Below are 17,627 nucleotides of genomic sequence, written 5' to 3'. Positions count from 1 at the left end.
GGGCACCCCGCAATACTTTGTCTTTATGGACAAGGGTTTAGCCGCGGATCGCATAAAAAGACTATACGAATTCATTCGGCTGGCGGGATTGAGAATACGCGCTTTTTGCTGAGAATCCAGCACAGGATAAGGCACGGAACCCCGATGGCTGCCGTGGCCATGAAGAAGGTCGAATAGGCATTGAAAAGGCCCAGATGTTGCGTGAGGGCGTCAACCGCCAGGCCGGTGAAGCCTTTCAGGAATTTGCCAGTCAGGGCAGCGACCGAATACATCAGTGCATAGTGGGTCAGGGTGTGGTCGCGTCCGGTCATTCGGGTCATGAAGGCGACCAGAGCCGTTTCCGCTATGCCATTGGAAAAATTGTCGGCCAGCAGGGTAAAGGCAAATACCCGCAGATCACCATGCGCGATCGACATCCATGAAAAGCAGAGATTTGATACCGGGCCGATCAGGGCGCCGAGGATGAATGTGCGTTTCAGGCCGAAGATCAGCAGGCAGCCGCCACCGGCCGCGATACCGATCAGCGACGCCCAAAGCCCTATGCCGGCCCGCATAGCCGCTATGGCGTCGGGATCCAGTCCTGTATCGACGTACATAGTGCCGGCCAGAATAGTCAGGTAGTCGGGCAGGCGATACAGGGCCAGCGTCAGGAGGATTAATCCGGCTGTATTTTTATGCTCTTGAAAAAAGCTAGTGAACGGATCGACGACCAATTCACGGAACGACCGGACGTCGTGGCTTTTCTGCTCCGCTTCGGTGCGATGTGCCAGCAGGGCCGCGACCAGGCCGATGCCAAGGAGGCAGGCGATCACGGTATAGGAAAGTGGCCAGCCGATGCGCTTGGACAGCACTAGGATCAGCGAGTCGGTCACCAATATGCCGGCGCGGAAGCCGTAGGCGTACAGGCTGGGGTTCAAGGCCTGCTCGGCGTCGTTTCGGGTCTGTTCGACGCGCCACGCGTCAACGGCGATTTCCTGGGAGGCGGCGCTGAAGGCGACGAACACGGCCGCCGCCAGGAAGGCGATCAGGTGGTGCGGACCGATAAGCGCCATGGCCACGAGGCCTGTCGCTATACCAGCTTGACTCAACACCATGTAGCTGCGTCGCTGGCCCAGCCAGCCGTAGAGGAGCGGGATGTGGACCTTGTCCATCCAGGGCGCCCAGGCGAACTTGAAACCGTAGAGCAGGCTGACCCATCCCGTAAAGGTGATCAACGTCAGTGAGATGTGCTCAGACCTTAACCAGAAACTTAGGGTACCGCCAACCAACAGAAAGGGCAGGGCGCAGGAAAAGCCCAAGGCCAGCAGCAGCCAGGACGAAGGCTGACGCAGGGCCGCAATCAGCGCATTCAAACGCGTTTTGAGCGTTGGTTTGGTATCTGCTGCTATCATTTGCGACAGGAAGTCAGATTCTTCCCCTTTCGGACAGTTTTTCTTTTTAAATCCGGGGTGTTTTGGCTTGCGGCCAACCGGGGTCCCCTCTATGTTCGCGCCAAATTTCCGCTATTTGCAGATGGTCATGTCTTCTGAACCGCTGTCCTTCCAGGACCTGATTCTTACCCTTCATAGTTACTGGTCCGAACAGGGCTGCGCGATTCTCCAGCCTTACGATGTTGAAGTCGGCGCCGGTACGCTGCATCCAGCGACGGTTCTGCGCGCGCTCGGCAAGAAACCGTGGAAGGCGGCCTATGTTCAGCCGTCACGCCGCCCGGTCGACGGTCGCTATGGTGAAAATCCGAACCGCCTCCAACACTATTATCAGTATCAGGTCATCCTGAAGCCCAATCCGGAAAATCTCCAGGCTCTGTATCTGGGGTCGCTGAAGGCCATCGGCCTCGATCCGCAACTTCACGATATCCGTTTCGTCGAAGACGACTGGGAAAATCCAACGGTCGGCGCCTGGGGGCTGGGCTGGGAAGTCTGGTGCGACGGCATGGAGGTGACGCAGTACACCTACTTCCAAGGGGTGGGCGGCATCGAGGTTGACGTGGTATCCGGCGAGCTGACCTATGGTCTGGAACGCCTGGCCATGTACGTCCAGAACGTCGATAACGTCTACGATTTGAAGTTCAACAAGGCTGGCGTTAAGTATGGCGACGTCTTCAAGGAGCAGGAGCGCCAGTTTTCCGCCTTCAATTTCGAAGCGTCGGATGTGGCAACGCTCAAGCGTCAGTTCGAGGATATGGAAATTCAGGTGAAACGCATTCTGGCAACACCGAATTCCCTTGGCTATCCCTTGGTTTTACCGGCCTATGATCATGTGCTCAAGGCGTCTCATCTCTTCAATCTGATGGATGCGCGTGGCGCGATCGCCGTTGCCGAACGTCAGTCCTATATCGGCCGTATTCGCGACCTCTGTAAGGCCTGCGCCACCGAGTGGGCGCGCCAAGAGGAGGCACGCTAATGGCTCAACTATTGATCGAACTTTTCTCCGAGGAAATTCCAGCTCGGATGCAATTGGGTGCTGCGCGTGATTTCGAACGCCTGTTCGGCGCGAAATTGACCGCGGCTGGCCTCAGCTTCGCTACGATCAAGGCCTATGTCGGTCCGCGCCGACTGGCGCTTCACGTTGAAGGTCTGCCGACGCAAACGGCGGCTGTCACCGAAGACGTCAAGGGGCCTAAGGAAAGTGCCCCGCCACAGGCAATGGAAGGCTTCCTGCGCAAGGTCGGCCTGACACAGGACAAGCTTAAGCTCGAAAACGGCATCTGGATGGCGCGCATCGAAAAGCCGGGCGTGAAAACGGCCGATGTGCTGGGTGAGATGCTGCGCGACGTTATTCTCGCCTTCCCATGGCCCAAATCCATGCGGTCCGGTACCTCGACCTTCCGCTGGGTGCGTCCCTTGAAGCGCATTCTGTTCCTGTTTGACGGTCAGGTCATTCCCTTTGAGTTGGAAGGCCTTCGCGCCGCCAACCTGACCGAAGGCCATCGCTTCCTAGGTTCTGGGCAAGCTTTGCCGGTGACGGATTTTGACAGCTACAAGCGTGCCCTGGCCGACAATTCAGTTATTCTCGATCATGCCGACCGTCAGGCGATCATCCTGGACAAGGCCCGCGCCGTCTGTGCCGAAGCTGGCTGTGAACTGATTGAGGATCAAGGGTTGCTGGAAGAGGTCGCAGGCCTCAACGAGTTCCCTGTGCCGCTGCTCGGTGACATGGATCCGCAATTTTTGACCCTGCCGCCTGAAGTCATCAAGACCTCGATGCGCACGCACCAGAAGTACTTCGCCGTTCGCGACGCTGGTGGCAAGATGGCGGCGAAGTTCGTCATCACCGCGAATATGCAGGCCAGCGATGGCGGTGCCGAAATCAAGCGCGGCAATGCCAAGGTGTTGTCAGCGCGCCTGTCGGATGGTGTCTTCTTCTGGAAGGAAGACAATCGCGCCGGCAATTTCGATCAATGGTTGACAAAGTTGAAGGGAGTTACCTTCCACGCTAAGCTCGGCACGATGGCGCAGCGCGTTGCCCGTATCGTAGCCTTGGCCCACGACATGGCGCCATTGTTGGGCGCCAATGCGAATACAGCAGCCGAAGCGGCCCGTCTGGCCAAGGCGGACCTGGCGTCTCATATGGTCGGTGAATTTCCGGAGCTTCAGGGCGTGATGGGCGGGTATTATGCCGATGCCGCCATGCTCGATCCGGCAATCGCCGATGCGATCCGTCAGCATTACAAGCCGCAGGGACCGTCCGACTCCCTGCCGGACAGCGCAGTCAGCGCGGCCGTCGCCTTGGCGGACAAACTGGACACCCTCATCGGCTTTTTCGCCATTAACGAAAAACCGACGGGATCGAAGGATCCGTTCGCCCTGCGCCGGTCGGCCCTTGGCATCCTGCGCATTCTGCGCCATTTCAATGTCCGCGTTAGCCTGGCTGATCTCGCGGCCAACTGGTATCGCACCTTGCTGATCTATGCGGGTGAGGGCCGGTCTGTTTACGTCGATACCGAAAACTGGCGTGGTTCGGCGGGGCCGCGCTGGGCCGAAGGTCACACCGAAGTCTACAAGACCTATCTCGAGGAGTTTTCGCAAGGCTTGCTGGAAAGCCCGGTTTGGGTCCGTCCGACCGATCGCGACTATGATCTCGATCTGATGTATGAACATGTCCCAAATGTGCCTGAAGTGACGGATGCGGTTCTGGCATTCCGTAGCTATGCCGAGGTTGGGGCGGAGTTCGAGGACTTTATGGCCGATCGCCTGCGCGTCCAGCTTAAGGACGACGGTGTCCGGTTCGATGTCATCGAAGCTGTATTTGCGTTGAAGGACGGAGACGTTGTGCGTCTGACCCGTAAGATCGAGGCGCTGGAAACTGTTTTGAAGACGCCGAAGGGCGACGATTTGCTGGCGGCCCATAAGCGTGTGGCGAATATCTTGGCCGCCGAAGCCAAGAAGGGCGCGTTGCCGAAGGCCGAACCGCATGCCTTGCCGGGAGCGCCGGATGTCGAAATAGCCCTAATCAAGCAGATTAACGTAACCCGCCGTTCGGTCGACGCTGCCTTGGATCAGGAAAAATATATTGACGCTTTGCAGGAAATTGCTGCAATGCGGCAAGGTGTGGATGCGTTTCTTGAGGGCGTTCTGGTTAATGCGGAGGATGCGGCTATCCGCAACAACCGTTTGGCCATACTGAGAGCTGTGTGTGATTTATCGGGCGAGATTGCTGATCTCAGCAAAATAGCCTGATCGCTTTTTTACTATAATACGGGAAAACAATGAGTTTCCCGAAACACCTCGCGTAAAATAACAAGTAAATGCTTTAAAATGAAAAGGGAAAGTTCATGTCGAAGCACTGGGTATACGCCTTCAAGGCCGGAAAGGCCGATGGCAACGCCTCAATGAAGGCGCTTCTGGGCGGCAAGGGGGCCAATTTGGCCGAAATGTCCGCTCTCAACCTGCCGGTTCCGGCCGGTTTCACGATCACCACGGAAGCCTGCGTCCACTATTTCAAAAACGACTCCTCCCTGCCGGATGGCCTGGTGGACGAAGTGGAGCGCGCCTTGGCCGAACTGGAACAATCGACGGGCAAGGGATTTGGCCAGGTGGCGAATCCGCTGCTGGTTTCGGTTCGCTCCGGCGCTCGCGCCTCGATGCCGGGCATGATGGACACGGTTCTCAACCTTGGGCTCAATGACGAGACCGTCGAAGGCCTGGCGACCCTGACCGGGGATCGCCGTTTCGCCCTCGATTGCTACCGTCGTTTCATCACCATGTATTCGAATGTGGTCTTGGGTGTCAGCCACCACAGCTTTGAAGACATTCTGGACGATCACAAGGATCGCCTGGGCGTCAGTGTCGACACCGATATCGCCGCCAAGGACTGGGAACGGATCATCAAGGACTACAAGGACATGGTCCGCTCCGAACTGGGGCATGACTTCCCGCAGGAGCCGAAGGATCAGCTCTGGGGCGCCGTAAAGGCGGTCTTCGGGTCTTGGATGAACGACCGCGCCAAGTTTTATCGCAAGATGCACGACATCCCTGAAGACTGGGGTACGGCTGTCAATATCCAGTCGATGGTGTTCGGCAATATGGGCGAAACCTCTGCGACCGGCGTTGCCTTTACTCGCAACCCGTCTACGGGCGACGGAGAGCTGTACGGCGAATTCCTGCTGAATGCGCAAGGCGAAGATGTGGTCGCCGGCATTCGCACCCCCCAGGCCCTGACCAAGAAGGCCCGTGAGGATATGGGCGAGCGCGCCTTGTCGATGGAAGAATCCCTTCCGGAAGTCTTCAATCAGTTCAAGACGACGGTCGATACGCTGGAAAACCACTATCGCGATGTCCAGGACGTGGAATTCACGGTCGAGCAGGGCAAGCTGTACATGCTTCAGACCCGCAACGCCAAGCGCACCTCCAAGGCGGCGCTGAAAATCGCCGTCGATATGGCGCGGGAAGGCCTGATCACGCCTCAGGAAGCGCTAATGCGCATTGATGCCTCCGCCCTCGATCAGCTTCTCCATCCGATGCTCGATCCGAAGGCCGAAAAAGTCGTCATCGCGCGCGGCTTGCCGGCCTCTCCGGGCGCCGCATCGGGCAAGATCGTTTTTACCGCCGATGACGCTGTGCGTTTCGCAGCCTCCGGCGAAGACGTTATTCTGGTACGTGACGAGACGTCGCCGGAAGATATTCACGGCATGCATGCCGCCAAGGCCATTGTTACGGCGCGCGGCGGCATGACCAGCCACGCGGCCGTCGTGGCCCGCGGCATGGGGCGTCCGTGCGTTTCGGGCGCCGGTGAAATGAGCATCTATACCGAGCGGGGCGAGTTCGTGTCGCGCGGTCAGACCTTCCGCCACGGCGAAATCATTACGCTCGATGGCTCGACCGGCGAGATCATGAAGGGCGCGATCCGGATGATCGAACCCGATTTCTCGGAAGACTTCCACCAGATCATGCGCTGGGCTGACGAGTTCAAGACGCTCGATATCCGCGCCAATGCCGAAACGCCTGCCGACGCCAAAACGGCGGTTGGGTTCGGTGCGCAGGGTATCGGTCTGTGCCGCACAGAGCATATGTTCTTCGATGATGAACGGATTTCGGCCGTGCGGGAAATGATCCTGGCTGATGACGAAGCCGGCCGCCGCAAGGCATTGGCCAAGATCCAGCCGATGCAGAAGTCGGATTTCGCCGAACTGCTGAAGATCATGGACGGGCTGCCCGTCACCATCCGCCTGCTTGACCCGCCGCTGCACGAATTCCTGCCGCATACGGCGGAGGACGTCAAAGCCGTTGCCGAAATGTCGGGTGTCGGTGAGGAAAAGCTGTACAAGCGCACCAAGGAGTTGAGCGAAACCAATCCTATGCTCGGTTGGCGCGGTTGCCGGCTGGGCGTAACCTTCCCGGAAATCTACGAGAGCCAATTGACCGCCATCTTCGAAGCGGCGGTTGAGGTGGCGGTAGCCGGTGGTAATCCTCAGCCTGAAATCATGCACCCGCTTGTCGCGACGCGTGAAGAAATGGCGTTTCTCGCGGCTATGACGCACAGGATCGCCGAGGAGGTCTTCGCGGCCAAGGGTCGTGAGGTCGCCTACAAGGTCGGCACCATGATCGAACTGCCGCGTGCCGCTCTTCTGGCCGACCGGCTGGCGGAGACGGCGGAGTTCTTCTCCTTCGGCACCAACGACCTGACGCAGACGACGTTTGGCATCAGCCGCGACGATTCAGGACGCTTCCTCAACCCCTATATCGAAAAGGGTATTTTCGAGAAGGACCCGTTCGTCAGCCTGGATCAGGATGGCGTTGGCGCCTTGATCAAGATCGCCGTTGAAAAGGGTAGGGCGCAACGTTCGGACATCAAGCTTGGCTTGTGCGGCGAACACGGCGGGGATCCGGCCTCGATCGCCTTCTGTCATGGCGTTGGCCTGGCCTATGTCTCCTGTTCGCCTTACCGCGTGCCGGTTGCGCGCTTGGCGGCGGCGCAGGCGGCAATTGCATCTGGCGAATAATTTCGCCGCTTTTGTCGTTACATTGAAAGCACAGTCGCGAGGGGGCAATTTATTTGTCCCCTCGCAGTTGTTTTGGCTGGTTGTCTATTGTTCGCGCACGCGATAAAACAGTTAACGCTGTTTGACCGAATTGATGTGTGGGGGTATCGATGTCAGCCAAGGCCGTCTGGGTCGCGGGTCTTTCCGGGTTCGCCGCATTGACTGCGGTCGGCCTTTATCAGGTATTGCCGACAATCGAAAACGAGCTTCAGGCCAGCGTCGATCACGCCCTTACGGTGCAGGGGCTGAAGGATGTCGATGCGACTGTGTCCGGCCAAACCGTCACCCTGACGGTCGCCAGCGATAGTGCTCAGGCTCAGGCGCAACTGGAAAAAGCCAGGAAAACGCTTACCGATGTCACTGTTCCAGGTGAACCGGTTCTGCCCGGCGGCGCGTTCGTCAACAGTCCAATCAGTGACATTCGCGTGGTAACCTCTCCCGCGCCCCAGCCGCAACTGGCGGCGGTCAGCTATTCCGCCTATCCTCAGGTGTCTTCTTCGTCCGTAGCGGTGGCGCCACCGGAAAAGCCGCATACCCTGGAGGTGATCCATGGTGATCGCGCCACCACCATCGCTTCGGCGGGCAATATCGTCGAGGATGGTCCACGGGTGGCCGGTGATTCCGCCCTCGAGGCCAGCACCTCGGCCGCCCGGTCCTGCGATCAGGATTTGGTCGAAGCCGTCGGCAGCCGTCAAGTCACTTACAAGCCCGGAACCTATGACCTGACCGCCGAAAGCCAGCGCCTCATCGACGATGTCTATCATGTCGTGGCGACTTGCCCGACCCAGGTACGGGTCACGGTGTCGGGCTATACCGATAATGTCGGCGACGGCATGGTCAACCAGACCATTTCACAAGCGCGGGCGCAATCAGCCGCTGACGCGCTGGTGCAACGGGGGCTGTCGGCGGAGCGGGTGAAGGTCCGCGGGTTTGGCGGCGCCTTACCGGTTGCCGATAACACTACGCCGGAAGGCCGCGCAAAAAATCGTCGCGTCGTTTTCACCGTGAATGCCGGTTAGGGGAGATCGTATGCTGCATCTGATCATCGAATTGCGTTTGTGGCTTGCCGCCGCCGCCGGTCTTGGGCTGGTGACTGGGTTTGTCGCCAAACGCGTTACTAAACCAAAGAAGGTAAGGCGCGTCATGTTCCGATCGATGTGATCGGGACTGAAGCTGTTTTTTGTTCCGGCGCACAATTCAATCCGAAAGGTGCGCCAAACGCTTGATTAGGCCGAACTTTGTTTCGGAACGGATTGCTTTAGGGGAAGCCATGACGATCCTGATTTTGAAATCCCTGGCGCTTATGTTGGGTGCGTTTCTTGTGTCGGCCTGGGTGGGCTGGACGTTGGCGCGCCGGGCAAAAAGCGACCATAGCGCTTTCGAACGGCCGCGCGCTGTATTCGACGACGCGCCGGTTGCCGCCGCAGCGGCTGCCTCGAAAGTTGGCGACGAGACGCCAGCGGAAAAGCCGGCCGTGCAGCCCGTGTCTTATCTGGACGCCGCCGCCGAAGCCTTCACATCAGGTGTTGTTGTGCCGTTCAAGCCAGAACCCAAGAGTCTTGAGACGGACAAGGCGCCTTATGCTCCGCCGCAACCGGCGCCGCGCCTCGATATGGTTGCCGCGTCGGCCACCCCTGGCAATGTGCTCATTCGGCGTGAAGATCTGAGCCTGCAACGCCGTGCCTCCAGCCTGGCCACCATGACGCCAGACAGCATCGCCGCCGCAGTTCAGCAAGCCGGTACGGGCCTTGAGCCGATCCGTCTGGGGGTTCCGCAAAGCCCGCCCGACGACCTGACGGTCATATCCGGTATTGATGCCGCCAAACAGCGCGAACTGAATGGACTCGGCATCTATTACTATTGGCAGGTCGCCGGCTGGTCGCCGGAAAATGTCGCCTGGATATCTACGCGCATCCTATCGCCGGATCGCGCGGTGCGGGAAAACTGGATGTCGCAGGCGGCACGTCTCGCCAGGATGCTGTAAGCCTCAGGCACGCGGCAGACTAAGTCCCAATGACGGCGAAAAGTGAAACTGATCGCGATTGTAGCTGTACAGTTCCGCCGGACGCCCACCGGTATCCTCACGCATGATCCCCAAAGGCGTGACAAACCCCGTGCGGTCGAGGGCACGGCGGAAATTCTGCTTGTGCAGCCGCAGGCCCGAAAGGGCTTCCAGAGATTTTTGCAACTCCAGCAAAGTGAATTGTTCCGGCATCAATTCGAAAATCACCGGGCGGTATTTGAGTTTTCCGCGCAGGCGCGACAGGCCGGTTGCCAGAATACGGCGGTGATCTGAGGCCATGGACTCGCCACTTGACGGCGCTGCCGGTCCGCCATCCCGCGTGCGCTGGGCTTCGCCGGTCAGGCCTACGCTGTAAAGCAGTTCGTAGCGGTCGAGTACCCGTTCCTCATTCCAGTTATCGAAGTCGTCGGGGAAGAGGGTTTCGACGCGCCTCAGACGCAAGGCGTGTTCGGTACCGGTGGCGGCCGTATCGCACCAGTCGCGCAGGGCCGGCCGCAGCGCTTCCAGATCGGGATTGCTATCGCCGTGCCGCCAGTCTTCCCACGGAAAGAAACGGTTAAATGGCACCCAGGCGGCGTCGAAGCGTGCCTGAACGGCCTGAGGCGTCAGCGCCAGATAGCCAACGGAGACGACCCGATCGCCATCGGGCGCACTGGCGGCTATGCCCTGGCGGCCATCATCGCCAAAGCTGTAGAGTTGTTCGACATAGCCAATGTCAAAGCCTGTCTGTTCGCGCACGAAGGCGCGCAGGGCGAGGTCGAACGTACGGTGATTTTCCGGAATGAACGGACCTGACGGCAGAGCAAAGGCCGCTTCGCCTCGGGGCAGGTTCAGGCACAGGACAAGGGCTTCGTTGTCCTTTACCGTCACCACCACCGCCGACAATTCAATGGCGAGGCTCATGGTGTCAGCAGGGAGATCAGCGCGTCGAAACGCGAAATGAAGGCTCTACACGCCTCCCGGTCCGACATCGGGGTGAGGATCAGTTCGTAACCCGCTGGGGGTTCACCGAAATACTGCCGCGCTTCGGCGTCAGTGAACCCGACCAGTTGCGTCGCTTCGAAAAAGGCGCAGGCATGATCGGCTTGTTTTATCAAAGACTTGATATAGGGCGGTATTTTCCCGGGCAGGCCGAAGCGGATGAAGATCGCCTGCTCCAACTGGTCTTCGAACCGCCGGTAATCGAAACCCAGCGCCGCCTTGAACGGGGAAATCATGTCGCCGATCACATATTCCGGGGCATCGTGCAGCAAGGCCATGAGGCGGTGTGTCGGGGTAATGCGTGGTTCAATATGGGCGCAAATCTCTTCGACAATGAGGCAGTGTTGCGCGACGCTGAACCCGTAGTCGCCTGTGGTCTGGCCATTCCAACGGGCCACGCGCGACAAACCCAGGGCAATATCGTCGATTTCGATGTCGACGGCATGAGGGTTCAGTAGGTCAAGGCGGCGGCTGGACAACATGCGTTGCCAAGCGCGCGGCGCGCTGTCGGGGCGGGATTTCGCAGGTTTGACGGCAGGTCTGTAGATGGCGGGCATGGCGTGTTTTAGCGCTTGCCGTTCAATTTGTCACATCGGGTTTTTATGTTGAAGGGTATATATTGCCCAAGCAGGAGCGGCACGCACACCGCCAAATGAGACAGACAAGGAGACGATCATGAAATCTGAGGCATGGTCTAGAATTAGTATCCCCGTTAGTGGCACGGTAAGCGAAATCCTTGCCCTGGACTTGGCAGGGCAAATCGCCGCGGCGTTTGGTGCGCAACTCAATGTCCTGTTTACGCCGCCTGACCCCGCTGAACTGGCGCCCTGGCTGGGTGAAGGGTTCATGGGGACGGTCCAGATGTCGACCATGGAAAGCTTGAAACAGGCGGCTGACGAATCTGAGTTGACGGCCCGTTCGCAGTTTGGTGCCGTTCCTTATCCATCGAAGATATTCACGGCCCTGGAATCGCCGGTATGGCAGGATCTGGCGCTGGAGACACGTTTGTCTGACCTGATGGTGTTTTCGGACGCCAGCGCCAAGGGACAAGGTATGCTTTCGGAAGCCTTCCAGCAGGTCATGATGGAAGAGCGAGCAGGGGTCTTCATCGCCCGGCGCGCTTTCAATATCGGTGGCACGGCCCTTGTCGCATGGGACGGAAAGGAGCCTTCCTCGCGCGCCGCGCGCCGGGCGGTTCCGTTGCTAAAAAAGGCCGCGAAAGTGGTGGTTGTCGGGGCGCCGACGGGCGACGCGCCGGCGGACCTTAGCCGCCTGGCGGCCTACTATGCCGGTCACGGGCTTACTGTCGAGGTGGAAACCTTGGCCAAGGGCGATGTCGTAGCCTTGCTGACCGAGGCGACCGAGCGTCATCAGGCCGATTACATGGTGGCGGGTGCTTTTGGGCGTTCGCGGGTGCGCGAATTCGTTTTTGGTGGGACAACGCGGGCTCTGCTGCAGAATACTTCGATCAATCTTTATATGGCCCACTGACCGGCACGTGAGGTCAATTGAACGGTTTTGACGCCTCTTGACGACCGTCGAAGTGATCGAGCAGCGCGGTGCGGATAGCCTGGAACGCCGGACGCCAATCCGACAGCGAGGGGGGCGAAAATATACGCACGCTTGGATACCAGGGATGGTAGGTCTGACCCAGTTGCAGCCAGCCGCCATATTGGATCATCCAAACGGGAACTCCGCACGCGGCGGCGATATTGCTGGTCGCGTTTGACGGCGCGATGATGAGGTCCATGGCCTGGCACAAGGCGGCGAGGTCGTCGAGGTCGTCTTTCAGGTCAATACCTGCCGGCGTATGCAGGGTGAGACCTTCCGTGGCTGCCTGGGCTATTTCTTCACGGCAATCGCCATATTGCAGGCTGAAGAAATCGAATTGATCGAGCGATAAAATTTCACGCCAGTCATCAAACGGAGAGAAGTAGCGATCTCGCTCGGCATTGGATTTCAGGCTTTTCCACAAGATGCCAATCTTTGGTTTGGCGCTCAACCTGGACATTTGCTCGCGCCAATGAATGACGCGTGCCGGATCGGGTTTCAGATAGGCATTTTGCGCGGGAAAATCAGCCAGGCCGCCGCGATAGGTCGCCAGGAAGTCCCCCATCAGCGCCCAGCCATCCGTCTGTGTCATGCCGAGGTCAGGATAACTGCGTTGCAAAGCGCCATCTATCAGTTGCGTTTTGTGCGCAACCACACGGGCCGCAGGGAAACTGCGTTGAAAAAGAGGGACAAGCCGCGGTTCGACACCAAGAGTAAGCTCACTCCGTGGTCCCATATTGCGGATGACATCGGGCAGGACAGAGGCGAAAAGGATTTCATCGCCAAGGCCTTGCTCTCCCGAAATTAATAGATTGCGCCCTGCAAGTGACTGATCTTCCCGCCATCGACGCGACCAGATATGATAGTGTACCTGCTTCGGCGTACCGTACCGTTCTCGGCCTTCGTAGGCCTTCCAGCCGTCCGTCAGGTTTCCGATCGATAGCAGGGTTTGAGCGTATGCGATCTGGGCCGATGCATGATTTCCGGGGTCATCGAACGCATTGGCGCAGGCGGTAAAGTCTTCCAGAGCGGAGGACTTATCGCCCTTGTCCATAAATGCGCAGCCTCGATTGAAGCGGGCGTGCAGGTTTTCTGGCTCCAATCGCAAGGCTTCATTGAAAAAGATGAGGGCGTTGTCTGCGTCCTTACGCGCCAACATGACGCTACCTAGTCCCTCCCACAATGCGGACTGGTCCGGTGCTTGGTTCAGTACGGTCTTAAGCACATCCACGGCTTCGTCGTACTTCGACTGCTCGCGCAGCGCAGCGGCATAGCTGGATATGATCAGGGTCTGATGCAGGCCATGCGTAATAAGGTGGGCATACAGCTTTTCGGCCATATCCCAAAGTTCCAGGCGAAAGGCAAGTGATGCCAGGCGCAGGGCGATATCGAGCGAATCCGGCGCCAGTTGAAGCGCCTCTTCATAGGCGGCCAGCGCGGCCGGCAGATTCATATTGGCTTCTGCCTCTGCGGCCTTGGCGACCAGTTTATCAGGACTCATTTGGTAAATGTCTCAATCAGGGCGGCTTTGACGCGGCCCATGACCGGGCTCCAGTCGAGGAGAGACTCAGAGAAGAACACCCGGGTTGACGGGTACCAAGGCATGTGGTCCGTACCCAGGCTCGTCCACGAATTTTCGGGCGTGATCATCCAAACCGTGGCGCCAGCCGCGCCCGCTATATTGCTGGTAGCATTGGCTGGGCCAAGCAGACAGTCCAGCGCCACGCAGAGGGCGGATAGCTCATCGAGGTCGTTTTTGAGGTCAATGCCGGGTGGTGTCCATATGTTGACGCCATTGGCCGCCGCCCAGGCCAGTTCTTCCGAGGTGTCGCCATATTGCAGATTGACGATCTGGATGCCATCCAGCCGCAGGATATCGTCCCACTGCTGGAATGGTGAGTAATATCGGTCGCGGCGGGAATGCCTGATCAGGGATTTCCACAGAATGCCGATTTTGGGTTTGTCGTTCAATTCGGCGAGGACCGACTTCCAGTAGGCGACGCGGGTCGGATCGGGTTTGAAGAAGACATGAGGCGACGGAAAATCAGCGACGGTCTTGCGGTAGCGGCTGAGGAAATCGCCCATAATGGCCCAGCAATCATAGGCCTCCCAATCGGTAATGTCCGGGAACAGGCGAACCGGTAGATTCTGATGCTTCGTCGTGTGATGGCGAACAATTTTGGCGGCGGGGAAACCCTTTTCAAACAAGGGGACGAGGCGGGGCTCAACCCCGATCGTCAGGTGCCCGTTTGGCCCTATTTCGCGCAAAAGATCATCCATCACATTGGCAAACAGAATTTCATCGCCCAGGCCCTGTTCTGCGGAGACGAAGATGCGCTTGCCCGCCAAAGGCATGTCAGGCGTCCAGTGCGGCTTAGGGATCAGGTAGTGTATTTTTTCGGAGGTTTCGTCCTTGCCGCGGGATTCATACCATTTCCAGCCTTCCTCAAGCTGCCCCATAACGAGGTAGCAAAACGCGATGCTCAGGCGACAGGTATGGACGTGCATCGGGTCGAGGAACAAGGGCAGGGCAGTTTTGAGATCCGCCAACGCCTCTTCGGTACGCCCCAGAACCCCTTTCGCGTTGCCTAGGTTATAGCGGGCATGCACGTGAATCGGGTCGTGGCGAAGCGCTTCTTCGTAAAAAATGATCGAATTGGCCATGTCGCCTTGAGCGTTGACCACAGTGCCCAGAGCATTCCATAGTTGGGCATCCGTCGGGTTCTCGCCGATAGCGTTACGCAACAGGTCTATGGCGTCGTCCAGGCGATTCAGTTCCCGCAGAGAACTGGCCAGGTTATTGATGGCTTCGACGTGGCCTGGGTTTTTGTCCAGAAAAAACTGGAAGAACTTCTCAGAAAGCTCATAGAGCCCCATCTTATAGGCAAGACGGCCTAGGTCGTTGGCGATGATCGGATTTTCCGGCTGGATACGCAGCGCGGTTTCGTAGCAGGTGATGGCGCTGGCGAAATCGTTACACTTGTCACGCGACACGGCCAAAATATGCCACGCTTCGGCGCTTTTTTCGTCGACATGTAAAGCTTTGAGCGCCGTGTCGCCGCCACCGGCCCAGTCGCCCGCCTTGAACTGTTCCAACGCCTGGCGCAGCAGTTTCAGCGTGTCCGTACGTTTCACGTGTTCCGTGGCGTCGAGCAGGTTTCGCAGCGCTTCGCTGGAGCCGGCGTCACCGAGGATTTGAGCTGCCGGATTGTAATTTTGGTCGGGTACAAAGACCGCGGTCTGCGAAGCCGGGGCCTTTATCGCCAGAGCGTGCGGTGCGCTATCGGCCGGTGTCACCGCAATGGGGCCACGCGGCGTTCCGGCCGGTTTTTTTGGCTGTCTCAGCTTAAGCGACATGTACTAGCTCCAAGGGCACTGACGTGGCATTGTGTAAACAGAGATTCGCTTAAAAACTCCCTAAAGCGTCAGGGGAGTGACGGGCGGTCCGACGCTTTCGGGAGCGTCAAAACCCCGGCGCCTATACTACAGAAACCTGCTGTTAACTCGAGATGCGCTATAGACCCTTCACGGGTTTGTGCGTTCCTGCAGACCCGAAGGAAGAACAATGCCGTTAAAACTGTCTTTGAAGCCTGGTGAGAAGTTTGTGCTCAATGGCGCCGTCGTTCAAAACGGCGACCGTCGCTGTTCACTGGTTCTACAGAATAAGGCTTCAGTGCTGCGGGAAAAGGACATCATGCAGGAGGAAGATGTGTCTTCTCCGGCGCGCCACGTCTATTTCCCCGTCATGATGATGTATCTCGACGAAAGCGGCGCCGACAAATACTACGATGAATTCCTGCGCCGTATGTCGGAGTTCATGGGGGTCATTTCCAATCCCGCCATTTTGGCCGAGTGCGTAAGCGTTTCGAAAAGCCTGATGGCGCGCGAGTATTATAAGGCGCTGATGAGTTGCCGCCGGCTTATTGAATACGAAGACGAAAGATTGGGAAATGTCGCTTAAGGCGTATCAGACGACTGCTCAGCGTGCCGAAAACCCGCGTCAAACAGAATATCGCCTGTTCGGACAAGTAACGCGTGCGCTCATGGAGGCGGAAAAACTTGACCGCAGCCAGATTCGCGAACGCATGGACGCACTCGATTGGAATCGGCGCCTCTGGTCGATGCTGGGCGCCGACTGCGCTTTGTCCACTAACGGATTGCCCGAGCAGATACGCGCCAATATTATTTCCCTTTCGATCTGGGTCAGTAAACATACCTCCCTGGTTATGCGTAATCAGGAAGAGATAGGACCGCTCATAGACGTCAACCGCATAATCATGCAGGGCCTTGTGCCCCAAGGGGATGCCGAAGGGGCAGGCGAGGCGGTTCGCCAATCCTACGGTTGATCGCGCAGAGTCCTTAAGCTCAAAACCCGGTATCGTAAGATGCCGGGTTTTTTACTGCCTGGAACATAAACATGGTGAATGGGCGGTTAAAATTGCCGCCCGGCGGAAAGTCCCGGAACCTTTTGCCGAGCATCCGACGACATCGGAGCGATTCTTGCGGTAGCAATGATAAAAGTCTCAATAAAATCAATTTGATATATAATTTTTGCATTGGCTTGGCGTGGCACCGGCATTGCTTTGTCAGACCCAGCTAAAATAGCTATGCGGCAAAAGCCGTTTTCTCCCCGACCAGAATGGAAAGGAAATCCGATGTTGAACGCTTCGGTGAACACCAATGTTGGCGCAATGGTTGCGCTGCAGAACCTTAACATGACCAATTCGAGTTTGCAGGCGACTCAAAACCGGATCAGCACCGGTTTGAAGGTTGCCACGGCAAAAGATGATGGCGCCACTTTCGCGATCGCTCAAAGCCAGCGTTCCACCGTGTCATCGTTGAATGCCGTAAAGGACTCGCTCAACAGGGCGACCTCATCGATTGATGTCGCCATGTCAGCGGGTACCAGCATTTCGGATATGCTCACCCAAATGAAGGAGAAAGCGCTCGCGGCTTCGGACACCTCCCTGGACACCACCAGCAGGACTGCGTTGAATACGGACTTCAAGGCCTTGCGTGACCAAATCACCAAGACCATACAGAACGCCAGCTTCAACGGCATCAACTTGCTGGACGGTTCCATTCCGGGTCTGGAAGCTCTGGCCAACGCCGACGGCACGTCTCATTTGACCATCGCGTCGCAGAAGCTCAGCTTGGGCGGCTCGGTCGTTACGCTTGGGACCACTGCCGCCTTTGCTACGGCAACTTCGGCCAATGCCCTTTTGACCACGATCGATACGTCTATCAACAACGTATCGGCCGCCCTGGCCAAGCTGGGTACGTCGTCGAAGGCGGTTGCGGCTCACAGCGACTTCATTGGGAAGTTACAGGACTCGATCACGGCAGGTATCGGCAATCTCGTGGATGCTGACCTGGCAAAGGAAAGTGCCAAGCTCCAGGCGTTGCAAACAAAGCAACAGCTGGGGATTCAGTCGCTGTCCATCGCCAATCAGTCGCCACAGCAGGTACTCAGCCTGTTCAAGTAACACCTTAGCCGGGGCGGATTCGTCGTCCGCCCCGGCTCCCCTTCCTTTGTCCCTGATGGGATATCGGGAGCGATTTTGCCTGGGTAAAAGCTGCCGGGTTCGGCAA

The 17,627-nt window shown here is 58.0% G+C and carries 16 protein-coding genes; 10 read left to right on the top strand and 6 right to left on the bottom strand.

Annotation, left to right across the window (positions count from 1 at the left end):
* Positions 1–71: 71 nt before the first annotated feature.
* Complete coding sequence (locus RCJ00_RS01945; RefSeq protein ID WP_316219920.1) at positions 72–1,391, bottom strand: AmpG family muropeptide MFS transporter; 1,320 nt, start codon at positions 1,389–1,391, stop codon at positions 72–74.
* Positions 1,392–1,518: 127 nt separating this feature from the next.
* Between RCJ00_RS01945 and RCJ00_RS01940 the strand changes: the two genes are divergently transcribed.
* The 6 genes from RCJ00_RS01940 (at position 1,519) to RCJ00_RS01915 (ending at position 9,464) form a co-directional block, all read left to right on the top strand.
* Complete coding sequence (locus RCJ00_RS01940; RefSeq protein WP_031238537.1) at positions 1,519–2,403, top strand: glycine--tRNA ligase subunit alpha; 885 nt, start codon at positions 1,519–1,521, stop codon at positions 2,401–2,403.
* Positions 2,403–4,679: a glycine--tRNA ligase subunit beta gene (gene glyS / locus RCJ00_RS01935; protein WP_316219919.1), complete on the top strand. Its 2,277-nt coding sequence runs from the start codon at positions 2,403–2,405 to the stop codon at positions 4,677–4,679. Before RCJ00_RS01940 ends, glyS begins: the two co-directional genes overlap by 1 nt.
* Before the next feature lie 95 nt (positions 4,680–4,774).
* Positions 4,775–7,441, top strand: a complete 2,667-nt coding sequence (gene ppdK / locus RCJ00_RS01930; RefSeq protein ID WP_316219917.1) for a pyruvate, phosphate dikinase — start codon at positions 4,775–4,777, stop codon at positions 7,439–7,441.
* A gap of 149 nt (positions 7,442–7,590) precedes the next feature.
* Positions 7,591–8,499 (top strand): OmpA family protein, encoded by a 909-nt coding sequence (locus tag RCJ00_RS01925; protein ID WP_316219916.1) that lies wholly within the window; start codon positions 7,591–7,593, stop codon positions 8,497–8,499.
* A 10-nt stretch (positions 8,500–8,509) separates the two neighbouring features.
* Positions 8,510–8,641: a hypothetical protein gene (locus RCJ00_RS01920; RefSeq protein WP_316219915.1), complete on the top strand. Its 132-nt coding sequence runs from the start codon at positions 8,510–8,512 to the stop codon at positions 8,639–8,641.
* Between the two features lie 109 nt (positions 8,642–8,750).
* Positions 8,751–9,464, top strand: a complete 714-nt coding sequence (locus RCJ00_RS01915; RefSeq protein WP_316219914.1) for a helix-hairpin-helix domain-containing protein — start codon at positions 8,751–8,753, stop codon at positions 9,462–9,464.
* Positions 9,465–9,467: 3 nt separating this feature from the next.
* On the opposite strand, the gene RCJ00_RS01910 is transcribed toward RCJ00_RS01915, so the two are convergent.
* On the bottom strand, positions 9,468–10,406 hold the full coding sequence (locus tag RCJ00_RS01910; RefSeq protein ID WP_316219913.1) for an NUDIX hydrolase: 939 nt from the start codon (positions 10,404–10,406) through the stop codon (positions 9,468–9,470).
* The gene (locus tag RCJ00_RS01905) at positions 10,403–10,966 is read right to left on the bottom strand and encodes an HD domain-containing protein (RefSeq protein WP_316221074.1); all 564 of its coding nucleotides are present in this window, start codon (positions 10,964–10,966) and stop codon (positions 10,403–10,405) included. Before RCJ00_RS01905 ends, RCJ00_RS01910 begins: the two co-directional genes overlap by 4 nt.
* A 193-nt stretch (positions 10,967–11,159) precedes the next feature.
* Between RCJ00_RS01905 and RCJ00_RS01900 the strand changes: the two genes are divergently transcribed.
* Positions 11,160–11,975: a universal stress protein gene (locus RCJ00_RS01900; protein ID WP_316219912.1), complete on the top strand. Its 816-nt coding sequence runs from the start codon at positions 11,160–11,162 to the stop codon at positions 11,973–11,975.
* A 13-nt stretch (positions 11,976–11,988) separates the two neighbouring features.
* Here RCJ00_RS01900 and RCJ00_RS01895 read toward each other — a convergent pair whose 3' ends face one another.
* Positions 11,989–13,536, bottom strand: coding sequence for a tetratricopeptide repeat protein (locus RCJ00_RS01895; protein WP_316219911.1), 1,548 nt, complete (start codon positions 13,534–13,536; stop codon positions 11,989–11,991).
* Positions 13,533–15,392: a tetratricopeptide repeat protein gene (locus tag RCJ00_RS01890; protein WP_316219910.1), complete on the bottom strand. Its 1,860-nt coding sequence runs from the start codon at positions 15,390–15,392 to the stop codon at positions 13,533–13,535. The genes RCJ00_RS01895 and RCJ00_RS01890 overlap by 4 nt, the downstream gene beginning before the upstream one ends.
* Positions 15,393–15,600: 208 nt before the next feature.
* Here RCJ00_RS01890 and flbT point away from each other — a divergent pair, with 208 nt between their 5' ends.
* Entirely contained in the window at positions 15,601–15,996 is a 396-nt protein-coding gene (gene flbT / locus RCJ00_RS01885) for a flagellar biosynthesis repressor FlbT (RefSeq protein WP_316219909.1), read from the top strand.
* Positions 15,986–16,381 (top strand): flagellar biosynthesis regulator FlaF, encoded by a 396-nt coding sequence (gene flaF / locus RCJ00_RS01880; RefSeq protein ID WP_316219908.1) that lies wholly within the window; start codon positions 15,986–15,988, stop codon positions 16,379–16,381. The genes flbT and flaF overlap by 11 nt, the downstream gene beginning before the upstream one ends.
* A gap of 86 nt (positions 16,382–16,467) precedes the next feature.
* On the opposite strand, the gene RCJ00_RS01875 is transcribed toward flaF, so the two are convergent.
* A complete protein-coding gene (locus RCJ00_RS01875; protein WP_316221093.1) occupies positions 16,468–16,752 on the bottom strand; it encodes a hypothetical protein in 285 nt (94 codons plus the stop codon).
* Between RCJ00_RS01875 and RCJ00_RS01870 the strand changes: the two genes are divergently transcribed.
* Complete coding sequence (locus RCJ00_RS01870) at positions 16,691–17,521, top strand: flagellin (RefSeq protein ID WP_316219907.1); 831 nt, start codon at positions 16,691–16,693, stop codon at positions 17,519–17,521. The two genes, RCJ00_RS01875 and RCJ00_RS01870, sit on opposite strands and share 62 nt — an antisense overlap.
* Positions 17,522–17,627 lie beyond the last annotated feature (106 nt).

The sequence above is a fragment of the Asticcacaulis aquihabitans genome (assembly GCF_032490435.1).
Taxonomy (GTDB): Bacteria; Pseudomonadota; Alphaproteobacteria; order Caulobacterales; family Caulobacteraceae; genus Asticcacaulis.
The sequence above is the reverse complement of the archived record's forward strand: the minus strand, read 5'-3'. Positions and strand labels throughout refer to the sequence as shown.

Excerpts from the sequence above, each read along its gene's own strand:
- RCJ00_RS01945 (WP_316219920.1), bottom strand. The coding sequence starts at position 1,391 with ATGATAGCAGCAGATACCAAACCAACGCTCAAAACGCGTTTGAATGCG.
- RCJ00_RS01940 (WP_031238537.1), top strand. The coding sequence starts at position 1,519 with ATGTCTTCTGAACCGCTGTCCTTCCAGGACCTGATTCTTACCCTTCAT.
- glyS (WP_316219919.1), top strand. The coding sequence starts at position 2,403 with ATGGCTCAACTATTGATCGAACTTTTCTCCGAGGAAATTCCAGCTCGG.
- ppdK (WP_316219917.1), top strand. The coding sequence starts at position 4,775 with ATGTCGAAGCACTGGGTATACGCCTTCAAGGCCGGAAAGGCCGATGGC.
- RCJ00_RS01925 (WP_316219916.1), top strand. The coding sequence starts at position 7,591 with ATGTCAGCCAAGGCCGTCTGGGTCGCGGGTCTTTCCGGGTTCGCCGCA.
- RCJ00_RS01920 (WP_316219915.1), top strand. The coding sequence starts at position 8,510 with ATGCTGCATCTGATCATCGAATTGCGTTTGTGGCTTGCCGCCGCCGCC.
- RCJ00_RS01915 (WP_316219914.1), top strand. The coding sequence starts at position 8,751 with ATGACGATCCTGATTTTGAAATCCCTGGCGCTTATGTTGGGTGCGTTT.
- RCJ00_RS01910 (WP_316219913.1), bottom strand. The coding sequence starts at position 10,406 with ATGAGCCTCGCCATTGAATTGTCGGCGGTGGTGGTGACGGTAAAGGAC.
- RCJ00_RS01905 (WP_316221074.1), bottom strand. The coding sequence starts at position 10,966 with ATGTTGTCCAGCCGCCGCCTTGACCTACTGAACCCTCATGCCGTCGAC.
- RCJ00_RS01900 (WP_316219912.1), top strand. The coding sequence starts at position 11,160 with ATGAAATCTGAGGCATGGTCTAGAATTAGTATCCCCGTTAGTGGCACG.
- RCJ00_RS01895 (WP_316219911.1), bottom strand. The coding sequence starts at position 13,536 with ATGAGTCCTGATAAACTGGTCGCCAAGGCCGCAGAGGCAGAAGCCAAT.
- RCJ00_RS01890 (WP_316219910.1), bottom strand. The coding sequence starts at position 15,392 with ATGTCGCTTAAGCTGAGACAGCCAAAAAAACCGGCCGGAACGCCGCGT.
- flbT (WP_316219909.1), top strand. The coding sequence starts at position 15,601 with ATGCCGTTAAAACTGTCTTTGAAGCCTGGTGAGAAGTTTGTGCTCAAT.
- flaF (WP_316219908.1), top strand. The coding sequence starts at position 15,986 with ATGTCGCTTAAGGCGTATCAGACGACTGCTCAGCGTGCCGAAAACCCG.
- RCJ00_RS01870 (WP_316219907.1), top strand. The coding sequence starts at position 16,691 with ATGTTGAACGCTTCGGTGAACACCAATGTTGGCGCAATGGTTGCGCTG.
- RCJ00_RS01875 (WP_316221093.1), bottom strand. The coding sequence starts at position 16,752 with ATGTTAAGGTTCTGCAGCGCAACCATTGCGCCAACATTGGTGTTCACC.